The organism is Flavobacterium sp. ALJ2 (genome assembly GCF_015594725.1).
Classification (GTDB): Bacteria; Bacteroidota; Bacteroidia; order Flavobacteriales; family Flavobacteriaceae; genus Flavobacterium.
Genome location: NZ_JADNRC010000011.1, coordinates 162,974 through 183,139, shown reverse-complemented (window position 1 = coordinate 183,139; position 20,166 = coordinate 162,974). Strand labels below are relative to the sequence as shown.

Below are 20,166 nucleotides of genomic sequence, written 5' to 3'. Positions count from 1 at the left end.
GGGAGATCAAGTATATATTTACCAACAATACACTGGAAACACTGGTCATTGCTACTCCTCTATTTATTTTACAACTGTAAAAGTGGATCAACCTAAAATTCCAGATGCAGAATACCAGGCTTTGGTCGATTTTTATAACGCAATGAACGGTAGCAAATGGAATAATAAATGGGACACAAGTGCAAACAACCTGCATGAAGGGCCTTGGTATGGTGTAAGCATACAAAACGGGCATGTTACAGGTATTAACCTCAACAACACTAGTAATGTTATAGGAGCAATACCAGCTTCATTAGGTAATTTAAAATTCTTAAAAAGTCTTTCTTTATACGGAGGAAGTTATACTAAGAATTTAAGCGCTACCGATATAAAAATTATATCAGAGCTAGAATCTTTGGAATCCCTGGATTTGCGATATTGTAAACTAAAAGGAGTTATTCCTGCTTCTTGGGGAAAATTAAACGATTTAAAAACACTATACCTGAGCAATAATAACATCGAAGATATTGATGAAGCTTTGGTTGGCTTGCCACTTTTAAAAACAGTAGATTTTACGAGCCAAACTATAACTATTCCAATTATAGAAGTAGGTGCTAATGAATTAATAATAGACCTTCCTACGCTATCGACCATGGTATTTAATACCGATGGAGGAAGTATTAACAATACCAATTATTTTACGCTATATATCAATGGCGTAAACAAAGCAGCCAATTATTCGAATAAAGAAGGCAAACTTATCTTTAAGGATGCAGCATTACTTGGTATAAAGCTAACAGACAAAATAAAAATTATACAAAATGATGGTGCAGCACAAGCAACAACTATTAATTATACAACAGTAACTTTTGGCAAGCCATTGGTAGATGAAGAATTTGAAATTCTAAAAAAATTCTACGCCAGTACCAATGGAGAACAATGGACCAAAAAATGGGATATCTCTCAGAATAAGCTTCATGAAGTAAGCTGGTACGGTGTAGGAACAAAAGAAGGTCATGTCGTATCTCTAAGCTTAGCGGGGAATAATTTATCAGGAACATTACCCGAAGAATTATCAGGTTTAAGATACCTTGAAACCCTAAACCTACAATCGAATGCTATTGAAGGCAATATCCCTGCAAATCTTGGGCAGCTTAGTGCGTTAAAAACTATTTATTTACAAGCGAACAAGTTAGAAGGTAGCCTTCCAACATTGTCGGGAATAACAGGTTTAAAGAAATTATCTATTGCCTATAACCAGTTTAAAGGAGCTATTCCAGCACAATTCAACGATTTCCAAAATATAGAACAACTGGATGTATCCAATAATGGATTTGATGCTTTAGAAACTGCATTTACTTATGACTTAAACAATGTTTTCTTAAACTTAAGAAACCAAACCATAACAAAAGATGAATATCTATACCTAAAAGGGGATGAAATTAGTATCGAATTACCTTCTATAACAACATACAATGAAATAAATCAGGATTATAGCGGTAAGTACTTATTTGCATTACAAGCTAATAACTTCAAAATCGCCGAGGCAACTCCCGAAGGCAATACGCTTGTGTTCTCGAACATCACTATTGCTGATATTCCTGCAGGAGCAAAAATAACCATCTGGCAAAGAACTGGAGCTTCTCAAGGTTCTTACCTACATTATAATGGAATAGCCGATGGGTCAGAAACGCCTCTGCTAGCAGAAGAATATGATGCTTTGGTTGCCTTTTTTGAACAAGCAGGAGGAGCAAATTGGACAGAGCCTTGGGACATAACAACCAATAATCTTCATGAAAAAAGATGGAAAGGAGTTACGACCAATGACGGGCATATTGTAGCCATTAATCTATCCGATAATAACCTTACAGGAAGCATAAGCTCAGAATTAGGAAAATTCACAGAATTACAAACCCTAAACCTAACTCATAATAAATTAACAGGCAGCATTCCCGAAGAATTATCACAATTAGCGAAGCTTAAATCCATTGATTTCTCTGAGAATGAACTCACAGATATGAGCACAACATTCCCAGCCAATGTAAAATTTAAATTGGACCGCCAGAAGATTGATTTGGGAGCATTGCCTCTAACTATAAATGCACTTATAAAAGATAAAAAAATAAATCACTACGATCATACCAATGTACAATTTAGCACGAGCCAATCATATAATATGACCCTAAAGGACAATTACAAAATGCTAACTGTTTCAGAAAATGGTTTTAAATTAATGAATGTAATGAGTGAGTGGAATATCCCTAACAATCAAACGATGGAACTAAGACAAATTGCGGGATCAGCTCGAAATAGTGTCTTAACCTACACACTTACCTATAGAGAAGGAGATAGCAACCTAGATGGGATTGTAAATATATTAGACATTCAATCTTCTTTAAATTATATGTTGAACCAAAAACCAACGTATTTTAATTATGGAGCAGCAGACATCAATAAGGATAAAAAATTAAACCTATTGGATGTCATTCTTTTGATAAATAAAATTCAGGACGGTTCTCTTGAAAAAGCAACATCAACTAAAAAAATGATGGCTAGCAATGACGAAAAAGTAGCTTTAAGCATTGAAGAAGATATTTTATACATTGACAATCCGACAGAAACAACTGCCGCTTTTGATATACGCCTTAAAGGAGTAAACAAAGAACAGGTAAAAGAATTGCTTTCTGGTAAAGGATATACCGTGTCTGTTGCCGAAAAAGGCGAAGAAATTAGTATTATCGGATTCTCTATGTCCGAAACTTTATCAGGAAAACTAGCTATTGCCAAAGTATCTCCTAAAACAACTATCGTTTCTGCAATGTTGTCCAATGATACCGCAACCGAAGTTCCATACAAAATTGTAAATGCGACTTTAGGTATAGATGATAATACAATTTCCGATAAAATAAGCGGTATTACAAGCTATCCAAATCCGTTTAAGGAGCAAACAACAATACAATACCAACTGCTGGAAAATGCAACTCAGGTCGTTCTAAAAGTGTACAATATGCAAGGGCAAATTGTTAGAGTACAATCAAATTTAGAAACTTCAGAAGGAATACATCAACAATCTTTTGTACGACAAGAACTTGCCAGCGGTGTATATTTCTATACGGTAGAGATACAAAACTCAAAAGATCAAAAAGTGTACAAAGGAAAAATGTTAATACAATAATCCCATCAAAATGATACCTAATAAACCAAAAAGCATGAAAGTAAAATCATTTTTAGTATTTATCTTCCTATTCTTGGGCATATTTGTGTATGCTCAAAATAGTTTAAAAGTTATAAACGCTACAGCTGGACCAGGCGAAAAATCAAAAATATTGATTGATTTAACTAATACGGATGAAGTCGTTGGAGCTGAGTTTACCTTAACTGTTCCTCAAGGATTGATTGTTAATCAAAAAGAAAGCAAACTCATAGAGGGCCGTAAAGGAGACCATGCCATTTATGTAAATATTGAAAAGAATAATCCACAAAATTATCACTTTGTAATTCTTTCGTTAACAAGCAATTCTTTTAAAGAAAACAAAGGAACGTTGTTGGAAATTCCTATGGAAATTCCTATGAATTATATAACAGGACAAACTCATAATCTAAATCTTTCTAGTGTTGTATTGAGTTCTAAAAATGCAGTAGATATTGGTTCCGATCATACAAATGGAAAATTGATTATTGCCAATGCGCTATACCCTGATTTAGCCGTTTCAGGCATAACAAGCAACGAATCTCAAATTACTCCTAACGGAAAAATAACATTATCATGGGGCGTAAACAACATTGGTGATCGCATTGCAGCTGGAGGTTGGACAGAACAAATTAGTCTGATTTCAGAAAATACGGGTATCGAATATAAGCTAGGAAGTGTTTCCTATGATGGCGATTTAGAAAACAAGAAAACCATTAGCCGAAACGCGACTTTTAACCTTCCTAAAATTATCGGGATAGACGGAAATGTAAAAATAAAAATTAACCTGATTCCTAATCCATCTGTAAAAGAGCCAGATACATTAAAAGACAATAACAAGCTAATTGGAACCAATACGATTGTGCTCGAAAAAGTATTATACTTAACGCTGGACAAAAAAAGCATCGACGAGAACTCGACAGAAGTAATTCGTGCAACAGTTACCCAAAGTGGCGACAGAAGTACCGATAACAGCTTCCAGATAACAGCTTCGAAAAGTGGGCAATTAGATATTCCTGCAAGTATAAAAATTCCAAAAAATCAATCATCTGTTGTATTTTATATAAAACCAATAGACAATACGACAGCCGATGGAAACAGAGCAGTAGCGCTTTCCCTTTCGGGGAATGACTATCCAACAGTTTCAGAAAATATCGAAATTATAGATAACGAGGTTTCGATTATTACACTAACACCATCAGAAGTAATAGCCACAAATGGTGATATACTTACGATTACTTTAGAGACTGGTTTTGCAAAAAGCAAAGACACCAAATTTAGCCTTACTGCAGATCAAAATTCCCGTTGGAATGTTCCTGTAGAAATCATTCTTCCATCAGGAAGCAAAAGCGTTACTTTTACTGTTGAGGTCAAAAATAATATAATTGCAGAGCCTACCGTAACAGGAAAGATTACGGCTCGAGCTGAAGGCTTTCTGGCAGGTAGTACCGAAATTATTTTGAAAAGTTCGAATATCCCAACTTTTGAATTTGAAATAACACCAGAAACCATCTCTAAAGGAGATGGGATTTACGCCACTTATGCGATAATAAAACGATTGGATAAATCCGAAGTTAGCACAAGTATTAAATTGAAAGCCAGTGTAGCAAATGCATTGATACTTCCTGAAATTATTGATTTTCCTGCAAATGTAAACCAGAGAAAATTTAATATCGGAGCCATAAATAACGGAATTGTAGACGGAACTAGAATGGTAGATGTAACTGCTGATGTTTACTTTTCTTCTTGTAATTGTACGATAGGTGCAGGAAATGCAGGAAGCCAATTAATAAAAACAATTACTATACTTGACAGTAATGGGCCGGCTTTGCTCGTAAAAGCAAATCCTGCAACAATTAAAGCCGGACAAGAAAACTCAGGGAAGATAACGATTACCAGAAATACAGCAGATACATCGACAACTATTCCTGTCAGACTTTCGTCAGATGCACCTACACTTATAACTATTCCGACAACCACTATTATTCCTGTAGGCCAAGAAAGTGTAGAGGTAACTATAAGTACTAAAATAGATGCTGATAAAAAAGGAGATCAAACTGTGCGTGTACAAGCAGAAGCCGACAGTTATAGCTCTGGATTTGCATGGATATTAGTTACTGATCAAAATAAACCTGATGCTATAATTGCGAAAGTAAATACTGTACCACAAGCAGCAGGAAAAGATAATATCGAAGTAAAAACAACGGTAACCAATCAAGGATTTGCAATTTTTCCTAAAGGTTCTAAAATAGAATATTACCTTTCTAAAGAAAAAACGCCTAAAAATGGAATCCTTTTGGAAACTGCCGAATTAGATAAAGATATCGAGTCGGGTAAATCATTGGATTTTATAAAAACGATACCACTACCTGAACAAGCTGGAGACTATTTTTTAATCGTAGTGGTAAATTCAGACAAAAAGATAAATGAGTTATCATACATCAACAATGAGTCATTTGCAGCAATCAAGTTAAATCCTAGTTATTCAGCTACAGCTGTAGTATCAAAATCATGGTACAAATCTGGTGAAACAGTAACAATAACTGGCTCAACAAAAATGATTATTAATAGTTCTCCTGCTCCTAATAAGGACGTCGAAATCACGATTACAAACGGAAAATTTGTTCGCTCTTATATTACCAAAACAAATAACTCAGGAAGTTTTGCTTATGATTTTGTACCGCTACAAGGAGAAAGCGGGCAGTATACTGTTAGTGCAGGGTACCCTGGAACCCAAAATGCAGCACAAGCAAAATTTAATATTATAGGATTTGAATGGACAAATAAACCGACTAACTACCTAAAATGGGAAGTCGTTACTAATACCCCTTTTAAAGGAGAATTTAAATTAAAAAACAACGGAATAACCACGCTCTCTAATATAAAAATAGAGCTCCCTGCAGATACTGAGTTTAATATACAATCGAATCCATTAACACTAGCACCAGGGCAAGAAGGAATAATTAATTACACCATATTGGCAGACAAACCTTCTTTAGAACTGAAATATTATGAAATTGATTTTGCTATAACATCTGATGAAGGTGCCAAGCTTAGTATTCTAGCCTATTACCATTGCAAAGCTCAATACGCCAAAATAACTGCAAATCCTGTAAGTATTAATACTACGATGATTAAAGGGAGTAGTCGTTTTTACGAATTGGCAATCACAAACACAGGAGCAATAGATGCCGAAAAAGTAAAAATACAATTACCGAAACTTGACTGGCTAAAATTAAAAAGCCCGCAGATTATAGAAAAAATAGCGCAAAATGAAACTGCAAATATAGTATTGGAGTTAGTCCCTACAGATAAGCAACAACTCAACGTTCCTTTAACAGGAAATTTGGCTATTAGCCTTTCTAATGGAGAAGGACTTAATGTGCCTTTTAAAGTAGAAACAGTATCAGAAGCTACTGGTTCTTTATTAATAGATGTAGTAGATGAATATACCTATAATACTGAGAAAGCACCACATGTAAAAGGAGCAAAAGTAATTGTACGCCATCCTTTCTCAGGAGAAATTATGGCAGAAGGAATTACTGATGAAAACGGATTATTCAAAACGGGACAAATCCCGGAAGGTCATTATACTGTAAACGTAACAGCCGACAAACATGATTCTTACCAAAATAACCTACTAGTAGATCCAGGTAAAGTAACGACTCAAAAAGTATTCATTTCTTATCAGGCAGTTAGTTATGAATGGACAGTAAAACCAACAGAAATAGAAGATGAATACCAAACTGATTTGGTGGTTAAATTTGAAACGAATGTTCCCAAACCAGTACTTATTATTGAGATTGATGATCCTGTGCTAAATCTGGAACCAGGACAAAGCAGAATGAGTTACGCAACAGTTACAAATCACGGATTAATAGCAACACATAAAGTAGATATCGCCGTAGGAAATATCGATGGATATACGCTAACTCCACTTATTAATAAAATAGATGTTTTAAACGCAAAAGCATCTCTTATTGTTCCTGTTTTAATTACAAGAACATCATCCTCTTTACTTAAGGCAGCAGGCGGGTCATCATGCCAAACTACTGTTTTAATTGTAAAAGGAACTTATATATGCGAAACAGAAAAAGATGTAGCCGATTTTAAACCCTACTACACTACTGTTTGTAAGGGTCCCGGCTCTCCACCATTACTACCTTGTACGGGGCCTAATTGTGGGGGTCAATATCCGGGAGGAACTGGTTGGGGTATTTTTGCTCCTTGGGCAGGTGTAGGAGATATTATAACTTCTCTGCCTAATATCTGTGATCCTTGTTTCTTAAAAATAGTAAAAACAATCTGGACATGTACAAAGATTGTACGTAGTGTAACCAAATGTATTGTAGCAGTTGGTGTAGCAGCCGAAACGGGAGGATTAACGATACCAGTGGCTGGGTATTACTGCTATAAGGCAATAGAAAGTGTTACAAAATGTGTTAAATCATTTATTGAAGCTTACGAAGCTTGTGGTAGCAATTCTGCTGGCAGAATGATGACAGGGAACTCTGTTATGGACGAAACATATCGAAATATGGTAGAATATGATAAATTCCTGAGTGCCTACATGGAGTCAATGAAAGAGTTATTTAATGATATTAACCCAGAATCAGAAGGCTATAATGCATTTGCCGATTATGTAATTCCTATAGTAGAGACAAAATCAAAATTCTCTGAAAATGATATTACTAATTTAACAAACCTAACTGCTGGAAAAGGTATTACCTCAGAAAATGTAACCACATTTGTAACCCGATGGAATAATACTGTAGATGCATGGTCGCAAGGAATATATGAACCAAACGCTACATATCCTTCTATAGTTAATAAAAACAAACTGGATCAAAATGCTAAAATTGTAATTGCATCTGATAAATATGCTAAACTTAAGGGATATACTTCATCAGCAGAAATGATTGAAGGAACTTTAGATGATTTAGAAAAATATATAGAAGAACAAAAAAACAACAATAGCGTTTGTGCAACCGTTACTGTAAAATTTTCTCAAAAAATGACCATGACCAGAGAGGCATTTGAGGGTACTTTAACGATGAATAATGGTAGTGATTCTAATACTTTAAAAGGCATAAACTTAGACCTTATAATTACCGATGACGCTGGAAATGATATGACTCATTTATTCCAGATTAATAAAGATGTTTTCCTTAGCGGAACAGGAATTGTTGGTCCACAAAGTAACAAATCCGGAACTGTACTTTTTATACCAACCAAAGAAGCTGCGCCAACAGTTACTAAATCATATTCGTTTGGAGGAACATTGTCATATCTGGATCCGTTTACAGATGAAAGAGTAACAGTACAATTATATCCAGTTACACTAGAAGTAAATCCTAGCCCAGATTTAGTATTGCATTATTTTATGCAACGTGATATTATTGGTGATGACCCGCTTACTGAAAAAACAGAACCTATGGTTCCGGCAGAAATGGCGTTATTGATTAAAAACGAAGGCTACGGTCAAGCCAAAAACGTTCAGGTACAATCTATGCAACCTGAAATTGTAGAGAACAAAAAAGGGGTATTAATCGATTTTGAAATTATCGGCAGTAACTTTAATAATGAACCAAGACAACTAGGTTTGCTTAATGTAGATTTTGGTGACATCGAACCACAAAAAGCAGCTATCGGACAATGGTGGTTTACCAGTACTCTGTTAGGACATTTTGTAGAATATGACCTGAAAGTAAAACATTTGAGCAGTTACGGAAATAAAAATCTAAGCCTAATAAAAGCATCTTATGTTCATGAACTTATTAAAAGCGTAAAAGCCTATGGAGTTGGACAAGATAACATTGGTGATTTCCTTGTAAATGATATTCCAGATGCAAATGATACTCCAGATGCTATTTATTATTCTAATGGAGGAAATGACGAAGTTTATAAAGTAAGTAGCGCTAGTGTTTCTAACCTTATTTCTCCAAGTAAATTGACGACAACATTAACTATGAATTCTTCTAAAACAGGATGGAATTACGGTAATTTATCTGATCCAGGTAGAGACAAATACAGACTAGTAAAAGTGGTTAGAAACAGTGATCACCTCGAATTGCCTTTGCAAAACTTCTGGCAAACATTTGTTACCTTAAGAGATGGTGCTAATCCTAAATACGAAAACAATCTTCATTTTGTTGACGATTTATCAGGATTAGAAAAATACACGTTGTATTACACACCAATAAACACCAATGTTCCGAAAGTAGTTTCTTTTGAAAGTATTCCGTCAACAACAACCAAAGCAATAGAGTCTGTTCAGGTAAACTTTAACAAAGCTATAAACCCGAGCACCTTTACTGCCCAAAATATAACACTAATTCATCAAGGGAATAAAATTCCTTTTAATGATAGTTTTATAGGTAAAGTAAACGATTCTACTTATGTATTAAACGTTAAAACACTAGCAATCGCTTCTGGTTATTACGAACTAACGGTACAATGTGCCGGAATAAAAGACCTAGAAGAAAATGTAGGAGTTGAAGGAAAATCTGTTTCCTGGACACAAATAATTGGAGAATTAGGAATCATTCAGTTTAAAACAGATCAAACAGAAGCTCAAGCCGTAAATAGTGTTGAAATAGAATTTAATAAAATAGTAAAACCAATCCAGTTTACTAAAGATAAATTGAAGCTAAACGGAAAACCATTGGATAACATTTCGATAGTAACCGAGAACAACCAAAAATATACTATCGTAGGATTAACCCAATACAATCTAGAAAAAGCAGAATATGAATTAACTGTTGATTTGCCATCCATGAAAGCCGAAGATGACTCTCAAGGGTTAATAGCACAATCTCATAAATGGAAAGTAGATTTAACTCTTCCCGAAGTAGATCAATTTATCCCGCAATTCCAAGGAGCAGTTAACAATCAGAATGTAACCGATATGCAGATTGTTTTAAACAAACCAATACAAAATAATTTTGAAGCAAGTTGGGTTACTCTTTATAAAGGCAGTGCCAACCAAAATGTAAAATTTACTGTTACCAAACAGGACGATTTACATTATTTAATCTCAGGATTAGGCGAATATACTGATGCAGCTGGTGGATATAAACTAGTAATAGATCAGTCTAACTTTACAGATGCCTCTGGTAATTCTGGAAACGGAAGTACAAGTACTATGTGGACTGTAAAATTTGACAAACCATCTGCTCCTGAAGATATGCACATTACTCCAAACAGGGGAATATCAGCAACCGATAATATTACTTCGGGTAACGATTTAGTTGTTAAACTAAAAACTACAGGGAATAAACAAACTATAGAACTATATGCAATAACTCCTACTGGTAGAGTTTTGGTAACCAAACAGTACTTAGAAATTGCTGGAGAGTTAAACATTCCTATTAATGGATATACGGGTAAAAATTCATTCGAAGCTATTGTTTATGATGAATTTGGAAATGCGAGTGACCCTATAGGAATAGAAACCTATATAGATGTAATGGAGTTTGACGGAACTATCAATGCTATAAAAAATAATAGTGTTGGTTGTTCAGAAACAGAATATCTCCAAGTTCTTTTTACTGATGAAATTATCGCTTCTGAGTTTACAAAAGATGCTTTAATAATTAAAACTGGCGGAATAGTTCTTACTAACGAAAAAGTGGAGATTACCAAAATATCAGATATGGAATTCCAAATCGAAAACATAGATAAGTTCAACGATAACGGAGATATTACGTTTGGAATCGATTTGTCCAAGCTACATAAAAAATCAAGTGGATTACAAGGAAGAGGTGTTGTTTCTAAAAACGCAGGAACTTTAAATAGTATTTCGGCAAGTATAACAGGGGATTTATTGATTACCGAAAGCAATGCAACCACAACTTATACAGCAACACCAAATATGCTACGTTATAATTGGAGTGTAACTGGTGGAGATATTATAGAGGAAGTAAATAATACGGTAACTATAAAATGGACTGAAAAAGGAACACACAATCTTTCTCTTACTTATGAAACTCCCGAATTATGTAGCAAAAGGACTTTGATAACAATAAAAGTAGATGCTACCTTATCTATTGAGGATAATATAATTCCAAATGAAAAAGGGTTACTAATTGCTCCAGTTGCTAATAATGGTACATTCACACTTTCTTTAACTGGCGAACAAGGAACATTTATGTTAACCATATATGATGTTGGAGGAAAAATGGTTTACAAACAAGATAAAATAAATGTAACCGATAATTTTAAAAGAGAAATACATACACATATAAGAACTACTGGGATTTATTATTTGGTATTGCATAATTCTGAAACCAGTTATAAATCTAAATTCTTGATTAATTAAGTTAGCTCTGTACTTGCAGTGCATATAAAGGTTGACTTTATGAAGCCGTCTAAAAAGTAATTTTTAGACGGCTTTTAACTTTAAAATATTACAACAAAAGCTTCAGATTTCTCTGAAGCTTTTATCGTTAGTAACGGAAAGTATTGAAATAACTAACCAGTTTTTTGAAGATTATTATAGCCTAAGCATCTTAAATTTGAAAATACAACAATTACAAATTAGTATTTTATTTATACTTGCTCAAATCTAGATTAAGAATGTTGCCTACTCTGCTAAACTCTTCGTTAATCTTTGCATTCAAGATTAGTTGTTCATTTTTTATTGGATGATTAAAAGTTAACTGATGTGCATGAAGCATCATTCCTTTCAGGTCATAATTCTCCAGCCATAATTTATTTTGTTTGTTGCAACCATGTGGGCGACTTCCTAAAATGGGATGAAAAATATGTTTGAAATGTTTTCGTAATTGATGCATACGTCCAGTTTCAGGAATCGCTTCGACCAAACAATATCGTGATGTTGGTTGGTTATTAAATTCTAACTCAACTTCGGCATTTTGCAAACGATGAAAGTATGTTATTGCATTTTGTTTAATGTCATCATCGTTGATTAAATCATAATCAATCGTTAGTTCTTCGGGTGACCAACCACGTAAAATTGCTAAATATTTTTTTTGGACTTCGCGTGAAGCAAAACGATCATTCATGATTTTTAAAACCTCTTTGTCCAACGCAAATAACAAGACACCAGATGTTTTGCGGTCTAACCGATGAATAGGATAAACGTGTTGCCCTCCTATTTGATTTCTCAATTCTTGAATAGCATAAATTTTTGCATCGCGCGCATAAAATGATTTGTGAACCAATAATCCACTTGGTTTATTAATTGCTATAATATATTCGTCTTGGTAAAGAATTTCTAACATTTGGCAAAAATAAAATAGATTTTGATTAAAATTACTTTTATTACTTATTTCTATGCTTTTCTTCAAAAGAGATCTTCGTTAATGTTGTGTGAATGTCTTCTGACTTTACACCCACAATCTTGATCAAGTAAACAAAAAATGTAGTTTAATATTTTCTATGCTTTTTGTCTTGCGTATCCAACAAAAATTATTGGATATCAAAGTAGCAAGGCCACCGAAATTCACCCCATGTTTGTACGAAAAGCACTCGATAAATGAAGGGTTCATTCGATAATTTATGGAATAAAAATCCTATCTTTGAAAACAAATAAACACTGATTTTTATCAGACATATCGACCCAATTTAGTGCGTATAAGTTGAGTATTATTAGATATGTAAGTTGTAACCAATGCTTAAAAAACGATGCATATGAAAAACTACAAAATAACTATTCTAATAACATTGCTTTTTTTTACTATTAATCTAAAAGCTCAAGAAAAGGATTCTGAAAAAAGGATTCCAAAAAAATATTTGAAACAAAACGAGTTAATGCAATACTTAAATTCAGTTGATAAAATTAAAAAATCAAATACTCAGACCTTACCATTTAAGAATCTACAATATAACAAAGTAATTGCTTATGATTATGAAGGAGCTGGAGAAAAATTTGTTAGCATAACGTCAGATGATGGTAAGTTTACTCCAGTTGTGACTAAACAAAAGAGCTTAAGTCAATTACAGATTGAACAAGTTATAACAATTTTTACTGATAAAAAAACTTATGGCGAAGGAACAGCTGCTTGCTTTATTCCTCACATGGCAATTGTCTTTTACAAGGATAGCACAATTGTTTTCAAAACTGATATTTGTTTAGATTGCAATTACATGATTACTTCAGAGGATATTCCAGCAATGTTACACAAGAAAATCAAAATAGAAAGTAAAGATTTTTACCCTTTTGTTGGTTTTACTAAACTTGGAAAAAAGAAAATAGAGAATCTAAGTAAAGAATTAGATTTCTTTTATGGTAATTAGGATTAGTTATAATAAAACGCTGGCCTTTGTGCTAAAAAAAATAACGCTAACAAGGGTTTTGCGTCAGGCGAGCTGAAGTGCAAAATTCTACTTTTAGAATTCTAACGAACATCAGTAATAAATTAGATATTTGCGCTCCGAAACCCGCATGAACGAGAAGTACCAGACATTATTGGGCATTTTAAGATGACAATTATGAATAAAACACTACAGACCTTTTACTATATTCTTTGCGCGATTTTCCTTGGATTAGCATACTCGTATTTGATAGATAGATTTCATCTAGCTGGCAGACTTTTAGCATCACTTACTGGCTTACTGATCATTTTAGTTTTTGCTGTAACTTTAATTTCCTTAATCCTTTTTTATTATTTAAGGACAGCAAAAAGACCCATTTATGGAAAATTAATTAGGCTCTCTAGTTTGCCTGTTTTAGGACTAATTCCATTTTTTATTATTTGCGCAATACCTAGGCAACTAGATGACGAGACTCACAAAATTAAAGTGGCATATATTGCTTATGGTTGCGAATGTGCAAACTGGAAAATAATTGAAGACAATGGTACAAAGTGTAATGACAATGATTGTGACGAGATCTTTTTGGAACCAATAAATGATAAGGTTTTTATACCAGATACTATTGGTTATAATGGGGACATCATTGAACTTACAGGAAAATTTTATTCACAAAAAGGGTTTCCAAAAGACTACTATTCAGAACAACAACCTGAAAAAGCCAGAGTATTTCAGTTTACGGACTATAAAGTAATAAATAGCAATCACTTTGACTCACAAAAAAGTATTGATGAATAAAAACAGCAACCTAATAACTGCAGCTACAAGAAATTGGCGGTTAAGTGGTTAAGTGAAACTTTGTGCTTCGTATCAAGTTCAAAGCTGGCAGACAGTTTTCGTCTTTGTAATCGATAGTTCCTTGTAGCAGAAAACCGTTACTAGATGCCTTTGAGCTACACGAACCGCAATGAAGCCCATAACATTCCCGCTCCCCGAAGAGTTTTTATGGAAAGCTGTGTGAAGTCTCCCGACTTCTCACCTGTAATCCTAGTCGATAAAGCTGAATATAAATATAGATTTTGTTTACTGATTTATACGTTCTTTCGATTTGGTTAAGGATAAGAAAGGGTGATAAGCAAACAAAGTTCCAGATTTCTTTGAAGCTTTGTGTTGATAGCGGGAACAGGACTTGTACCTGTAACATTCCACTTTGTTAGTGTGTATATCCGCGTAACTGGCTAAAATTTAAATAGATTATATTTCCCTTTTCCAGTCTGGACATATTGTTTTTCTCAAAATTACATTTTGCAGTTAATTCGAATTTCCTGAATTCGTTTTCCAACTTCTTTTACTTTGGTAGATTGATATTAGTATTTATTAATAGACAATCATAAATGCAGGAACGTATAAGTTCAGTCATATACGTTCCTGTTTTATTGTAAAAGTTTCCTGAACTATGCAAATAAAAATAATTAGATAATATGGAAACGCAACAAAAAGAATTAGCCACAACTATTTTAGAATTAATGAGTAAAATGAACTATTTCACAAAACTAAAACCCGATGCTGAAAATAATTCGTTTAGCGTACCAATAAAATTATCTTCTTATTATGAATTAAATCTAACAGTTTCTTCTTTACTTAAAATAGGTATTAGCTTACTTAAAAAAGATATTTCCTCTGATGTTACAATTGATTTAATAATCTTACTTGAAATTGCTTTACAGCTTCTTCCTGACGATGAAATGGAGTTGCTGGATGAGATGCGTGAAATAAATCAACATGGTAATGCGAATTTGTAATCTGTGTGTGTAAAGTATTTTAATTTCTATGAAGCTTTGTCTTAGTCGTGGCAACAGGAGTCAAACCTGATGCTGGCTACCGAAGGTTTAGTTCATCAACCACTACAATGGATTTGGGTAATTGGCTTAATGGAAAGTAGGTTTTATATTTGGGATTATTTGATAAATCCGAAGAATGGTCTTAATTTAACCCCAAGCCACTAGTAGAAAGGGAATATTATGTGAGATTCCAAAAAAAATCGTAATAATTTAAAAAGTTACCATTTTTTGGTAACTTAGCTAAAAAAAATTATGGGACGAAATACTTCTATATCGCTTGGTAATCATTTCGAAAGTTTTATCGAACAAAGTGTAAATGATGGAAGATTCAATAATGCAAGTGAAGTTATCAGAGCAGGTCTTCGTCTTTTAGAAGATGAGGAAAATAAAATTATAGCCTTAAGAAAAGCGATCAATGATGGAATTGAAAGTGGACGTGCAGTAGATTTTGATGCTAAAAAATATCTTGACGTTTTAAAAGCAAGAAAAAAATCAAATGGCTAAATATTATTTAACAAATAAAGCTGTTGATGATTTATCTGAAATTTGGGATTATACAATCGAAACTTGGTCTGAAATGCAAGCTGAAAAGTATTACGATTTACTTTTGACCTCATGTGATGATTTAGCAAATAATCCAGAACTTGGTAGAAACTATGGCATAGTAACGAAAGGACTATCCGGTTATAAGTCGGGTGAACATATTATCTTCTACTCAATTATATCAAAGAACGAAATAGAAATCGCAAGAATTCTTCATGGAATGATGGATTTAAAAAGTAAACTATAAGGAACTTCACATAGCAGCTACCACAAAAGAGTTGGGTAATAGACTTAACAGGAAGTTGGTTTTGTACTTGGGATGATTTGGTAAATCTTAAAAGAGGAATTAATTTAGTCGCCAAGCCTGCTGTAGTACCAGAACATTAACAGTGATAAATAAAGAAAATATTAAGAATGAAAGATCGACCAATTTTAATTACAACAATTATTTTGACTTTATTTGTCGAACTTATAATTATCGGATTAGTTTTTAAAGAAGTTGATTCGCAAAGATTACCTTCACAAATATTGAGAGTTTTGTTTCAATTAATTTTAATTGGATTTATAATTTCTAAAAAGTCTAACGCTGCTTTATTAGCGCTAACAGGATTCCACATCTTTACAGCTATCCTTCATTTTGGGGCATTAGACAAATCTGGATTAGTTGGTGTGCTTTTTATAATTTATCATATTGTTATTGGAGTAATAATTTACTTTCACGATTGGTTTGAAGAGAAATTAAAAATCAAAAACACATGACTTCACTACTGCCAACAGCTACCCTGATAGCTCCGATATGTAGACAATGATAGCGCAGATTTGTAATCTGTGCCCGCAAAGAGAATCAGAATTACAAAAACAAAAAAAGCTCCAGATTTCTCTGAAGCTTTACTTATTAGTTTGTTAATCATATCTGGTACTCAACTCAAATTTCACTTAAATTAATATCTTTTTAAGTTTATTTATCCTTTAATAATTTCTCTAAAACCCTAATATGTTCATCCTTGGTTTTCAAAAGTTCTAAATTTAAACGTTTGATTTCCTCTAAAGCTTCTATCCATTTTTCTATTGGATTTACATTGAAAGTTGGATAATAGTTGTAACCATTAGATTGGTCGTTAAAATTATTTGAAATAATATTTATAGCCTGCTCCTCATCAAAATTCTGAAAAGCTTCAACAGGAATTTTCAATGAATTAGAAATTTGTTTAAGTAGATTATCTTCAATAACATCTTTCTGCTCCAGCATAGAAATTTTCTTTTGATTCCAGTCTTCCCCTAAATCATAAGCCAATGCCTCCTGTTTGATACCAAGCATTTCTCTAAAACGTTTGACGTTTCTTCCCTGATGTACTCTCTGTTCCATAATGATTATCAATTTTCTAAAGGCTCAAAGATAAAGCCATTTGACTTAAAAAGTCTGAGTTTCAAAGATAAAAAAATATCCGTTAAATATCCGTTTTTCAGATGTTATATCTGCTTTTGCCCCGTTTCGGTATGAATCTCTTTTTGTGTGACACAAAGTGAACAGACAAATAATTAAAAGATTACATACAAAAAAAGCTTCAGATTTCTCTGAAGCTTTTGTCTTAGTAGCCCTGCCCGAACAAATGTCGAACTTTTTTTTGGAAGATTTAGAGCATTTATTGAATATTTCCGTTACTAAAGGGGGTATTTTATAAATCAGAAATATAAGTTAGAATTACGTTATAAAGACCTTTTATTACATGTAATCTATCGTTTATTTAAAACTTTTACTGGCACAGTACACAAGTATTAAATTTGGTTAAAGAGTTATTTTCTGCTAAAAAATATTAATGCTTACAAAAGGCAATTTTTACAATTTGTACTAATAGATCTAGATTATAAAAGATTTTACTCTTAGGCAAGACTTGAAAAAGGCATTTTGAATTGTAGAAAAAGGATTTGTCATGGGTATTAATTGGGGTGCAAAAAAGTCTTATAATGATATTTTTATGTCTTATTTTGGACGAATTTTAGTAATAAAACTCATTATTTTGTTTGTTAATTAAAATCAAAACTATGAAAAAATTACTTTACTTATTCACTGCTAGTTTATTAGTGTTTACTTCTTGTTCACATGATGATATCCAATCGAACAGCTAAAAAATTACCCAAGTGGAGATTCTGTTTCAACATATACTACTCAATACGTGTATTAAAAAATATAAATTCATAAAGAGAAAAAGCAAACACTTAATAATAGTTACTTGGAGCGTTTGCTTTTTTAACATGGAAACAATTGCATAATGGGAAAAAAAATACTTCCTTTTTTATTCTTACTATTTATATCGTTATCATACTCTCAAGCTAAACGTGCGACTGTAATGATAAATGCCCGCGCTCAAAAAGATAAAATTTTGATTCGTTGGGCAATAGACTCTCCAATTGAGTGGCAAAAAGCAAACAAAAAAGGATTTGTGATTACCAGAACAACCATTTTGCGTGATGGTAAAATTTTGCCTAAGCAGGAAAAATTAAAACAAACGCAAAAACCTTTACTTCCAGAACCACTAGATTCTTGGTTAGATTTGGTTCAAAAAGACAATAACGCAGCTATTATCGCGCAATCGATATATGGGGAAAGTTTTGAAGTAACAGGATCCAAAGAAAGTGAGATTTCTAGAATAGTAAATATGACTGACGAACTCGATCAGCGTTACACCTTTGCACTATATGCTGCTGATATGAGTTTTACAGGCGCTATAAAAGCAGGTTGGGGATTTGTAGATATTGATGTAAAACCAAACGAAGTATATGCGTATCAGGTGAGTGTTTTTGAAACACCAAATGTAAAAGCATCTTCGTATTTGATAGGCTTAAAAGACTACACAACTTTGCCAGCTCCAACAGATTTTAATGCCATTGGAGACGATAAAAAAGTAATGCTTTCATGGGATTACGAAACCTTCAAAAGAATTTATACCTCGTTTATGGTCGAAAAATCAGAAGACGGAGTCAACTTTAGTCCCATTTCTGCAACACCTTTGGTTAACTTGAATGACAAAGAAGACAACCCTTCTAAAACCATGTACTATGTAGATACCCTGAGTGTAAACGACAAAGAATATCGTTATCGTTTATTCGGAATCACCTCTTTTGGCGAAAAAGGAGAAATCACAAAACCTATTACTACAAAAGGACTTTCGGGATTAGTAACATCCGCAAGATTATCGAATTATAACATCTTCAATTCCAACCACATCAATCTAGAATGGGAATACCCAAAAGAATCGGAAGAATTTATACAAGGTTACGAAATCAATCTAGCTGAAAATGATAGAGGTCCATATAAAACCGTTACCAAAATTATTCCGGCAAGCGAAAGAAAACTCAATTACAAAGACAATTTATATCCGTCTAATTATTTTACGATAACTACCATTGGTAAAAACAACCAACGTATGACTTCGCAAAGTATGTTGGTACAACCCGTAGATTCCATCCCGCCAGCAAAGCCAATAGGACTTGAAGGTGTAATTGACAGTTTAGGCGTAGTAAAATTAAAATGGAAACCTAACGAGGAAAAAGATTTACGCGGTTACAGAATTTTGAAAGCCAATGCACAGGGCGAAGAATTTGTAGACATTTACCATAAATCATACGTTGGGAATGAATACCAAGACAGCGTGAGTTTGAAAATGACCAACAGCAAAGTCTATTATAGAATTGCTGCTGAAGACATGCGCTATAATATATCAGACCCATCTGAAATACTAGTTTTAGACAAACCCGATAAAATTCCGCCAGCGGCTCCTATTTTCAAGGATTATGACAACAACGATGGCAAAATACACCTAAAATGGATTCGCAGTTATAGCGAAGACGTCGTGGGTTACAGCCTTAGAAGAAGAGAAAAAGGACAAGACAAATGGCAAGAAATAAAACAAATAAACGACACCATCCAGGAATATACAGATGATAGAGTCGAGAACAAAAAAATATATCAATATGCTATTCTGGCAAGAGACAAAGGCAATCTTTGGTCGTCAATAGAAAACTCTACCATTACAATTCAAGTATTAGATTTTACACCCTTAAAAGTAATTACCTACTCAGAAGCTGTACCCGATAGAGCAAGTAAAAAAGTCACCCTTACTTGGGTCTATACTAAAAGCAAAGGTAAAATTACAGGTTTGAGCATTTACAAAAGTATAAAAGGAACACCGCCTACTTTGTGGAAACAACTCAACGGCGAAATACTAACCATAGACGACAAAACCTTAAAAATTAATACCGAATACGAGTATCATTTAATACCCAATTTAGAGAGTAACAATCCAGCAAAAAATGAAGTTTTAACCGTTGTTTATTAAG

The 20,166-nt window shown here is 33.4% G+C and carries 11 protein-coding genes; 9 read left to right on the top strand and 2 right to left on the bottom strand.

Going from position 1 to position 20,166, the window contains the following annotated elements:
- Together IUY40_RS14025 and IUY40_RS14020 are read left to right on the top strand one after the other, a co-directional pair.
- The coding region (locus IUY40_RS14025; RefSeq protein ID WP_195737490.1) for a leucine-rich repeat domain-containing protein at positions 1-3,154 on the top strand (3,154 nt) is incomplete at its 5' end.
- 10 nt (positions 3,155-3,164) lie between these two features.
- Positions 3,165-11,489 carry a CARDB domain-containing protein gene (locus IUY40_RS14020; RefSeq protein WP_195737489.1) on the top strand — a complete coding sequence of 2,775 codons (8,325 nt, stop codon included), beginning with the start codon at positions 3,165-3,167 and terminating at the stop codon, positions 11,487-11,489.
- A 226-nt stretch (positions 11,490-11,715) separates the two neighbouring features.
- Here the strand turns inward: IUY40_RS14020 and IUY40_RS14015 are convergent, their stop codons facing one another.
- Positions 11,716-12,414, bottom strand: coding sequence for a pseudouridine synthase (locus tag IUY40_RS14015; RefSeq protein ID WP_195737488.1), 699 nt, complete (start codon positions 12,412-12,414; stop codon positions 11,716-11,718).
- A gap of 409 nt (positions 12,415-12,823) precedes the next feature.
- On the opposite strand from IUY40_RS14015, the gene IUY40_RS14010 reads away from it, so the two are divergent.
- The 6 genes from IUY40_RS14010 (at position 12,824) to IUY40_RS13985 (ending at position 16,587) form a co-directional block, all read left to right on the top strand.
- Positions 12,824-13,429 carry a hypothetical protein gene (locus IUY40_RS14010; protein WP_195737487.1) on the top strand — a complete coding sequence of 202 codons (606 nt, stop codon included), beginning with the start codon at positions 12,824-12,826 and terminating at the stop codon, positions 13,427-13,429.
- A gap of 195 nt (positions 13,430-13,624) precedes the next feature.
- On the top strand, positions 13,625-14,242 hold the full coding sequence (locus IUY40_RS14005; RefSeq protein WP_195737486.1) for a hypothetical protein: 618 nt from the start codon (positions 13,625-13,627) through the stop codon (positions 14,240-14,242).
- A gap of 683 nt (positions 14,243-14,925) precedes the next feature.
- Positions 14,926-15,246, top strand: a complete 321-nt coding sequence (locus IUY40_RS14000) for a hypothetical protein (RefSeq protein WP_195737485.1) — start codon at positions 14,926-14,928, stop codon at positions 15,244-15,246.
- Between the two features lie 291 nt (positions 15,247-15,537).
- A complete protein-coding gene (locus IUY40_RS13995; protein WP_195737484.1) occupies positions 15,538-15,789 on the top strand; it encodes a type II toxin-antitoxin system ParD family antitoxin in 252 nt (83 codons plus the stop codon).
- Positions 15,782-16,075: a type II toxin-antitoxin system RelE/ParE family toxin gene (locus IUY40_RS13990; protein WP_195737483.1), complete on the top strand. Its 294-nt coding sequence runs from the start codon at positions 15,782-15,784 to the stop codon at positions 16,073-16,075. Before IUY40_RS13995 ends, IUY40_RS13990 begins: the two co-directional genes overlap by 8 nt.
- 167 nt (positions 16,076-16,242) lie before the next feature.
- The gene (locus IUY40_RS13985) at positions 16,243-16,587 is read left to right on the top strand and encodes a hypothetical protein (RefSeq protein ID WP_195737482.1); all 345 of its coding nucleotides are present in this window, start codon (positions 16,243-16,245) and stop codon (positions 16,585-16,587) included.
- 199 nt (positions 16,588-16,786) lie between these two features.
- On the opposite strand, the gene IUY40_RS13980 is transcribed toward IUY40_RS13985, so the two are convergent.
- Complete coding sequence (locus IUY40_RS13980) at positions 16,787-17,194, bottom strand: helix-turn-helix domain-containing protein (RefSeq protein WP_195737481.1); 408 nt, start codon at positions 17,192-17,194, stop codon at positions 16,787-16,789.
- A 904-nt stretch (positions 17,195-18,098) separates the two neighbouring features.
- On the opposite strand from IUY40_RS13980, the gene IUY40_RS13975 reads away from it, so the two are divergent.
- A complete protein-coding gene (locus tag IUY40_RS13975; RefSeq protein WP_195737480.1) occupies positions 18,099-20,165 on the top strand; it encodes a fibronectin type III in 2,067 nt (688 codons plus the stop codon).
- Position 20,166 lies beyond the last annotated feature (1 nt).

Excerpts from the sequence above, each read along its gene's own strand:
- IUY40_RS14020 (WP_195737489.1), top strand. The coding sequence starts at position 3,165 with ATGATACCTAATAAACCAAAAAGCATGAAAGTAAAATCATTTTTAGTA.
- IUY40_RS14015 (WP_195737488.1), bottom strand. The coding sequence starts at position 12,414 with ATGTTAGAAATTCTTTACCAAGACGAATATATTATAGCAATTAATAAA.
- IUY40_RS14010 (WP_195737487.1), top strand. The coding sequence starts at position 12,824 with ATGAAAAACTACAAAATAACTATTCTAATAACATTGCTTTTTTTTACT.
- IUY40_RS14005 (WP_195737486.1), top strand. The coding sequence starts at position 13,625 with ATGAATAAAACACTACAGACCTTTTACTATATTCTTTGCGCGATTTTC.
- IUY40_RS14000 (WP_195737485.1), top strand. The coding sequence starts at position 14,926 with ATGGAAACGCAACAAAAAGAATTAGCCACAACTATTTTAGAATTAATG.
- IUY40_RS13995 (WP_195737484.1), top strand. The coding sequence starts at position 15,538 with ATGGGACGAAATACTTCTATATCGCTTGGTAATCATTTCGAAAGTTTT.
- IUY40_RS13990 (WP_195737483.1), top strand. The coding sequence starts at position 15,782 with ATGGCTAAATATTATTTAACAAATAAAGCTGTTGATGATTTATCTGAA.
- IUY40_RS13985 (WP_195737482.1), top strand. The coding sequence starts at position 16,243 with ATGAAAGATCGACCAATTTTAATTACAACAATTATTTTGACTTTATTT.
- IUY40_RS13980 (WP_195737481.1), bottom strand. The coding sequence starts at position 17,194 with ATGGAACAGAGAGTACATCAGGGAAGAAACGTCAAACGTTTTAGAGAA.
- IUY40_RS13975 (WP_195737480.1), top strand. The coding sequence starts at position 18,099 with ATGGGAAAAAAAATACTTCCTTTTTTATTCTTACTATTTATATCGTTA.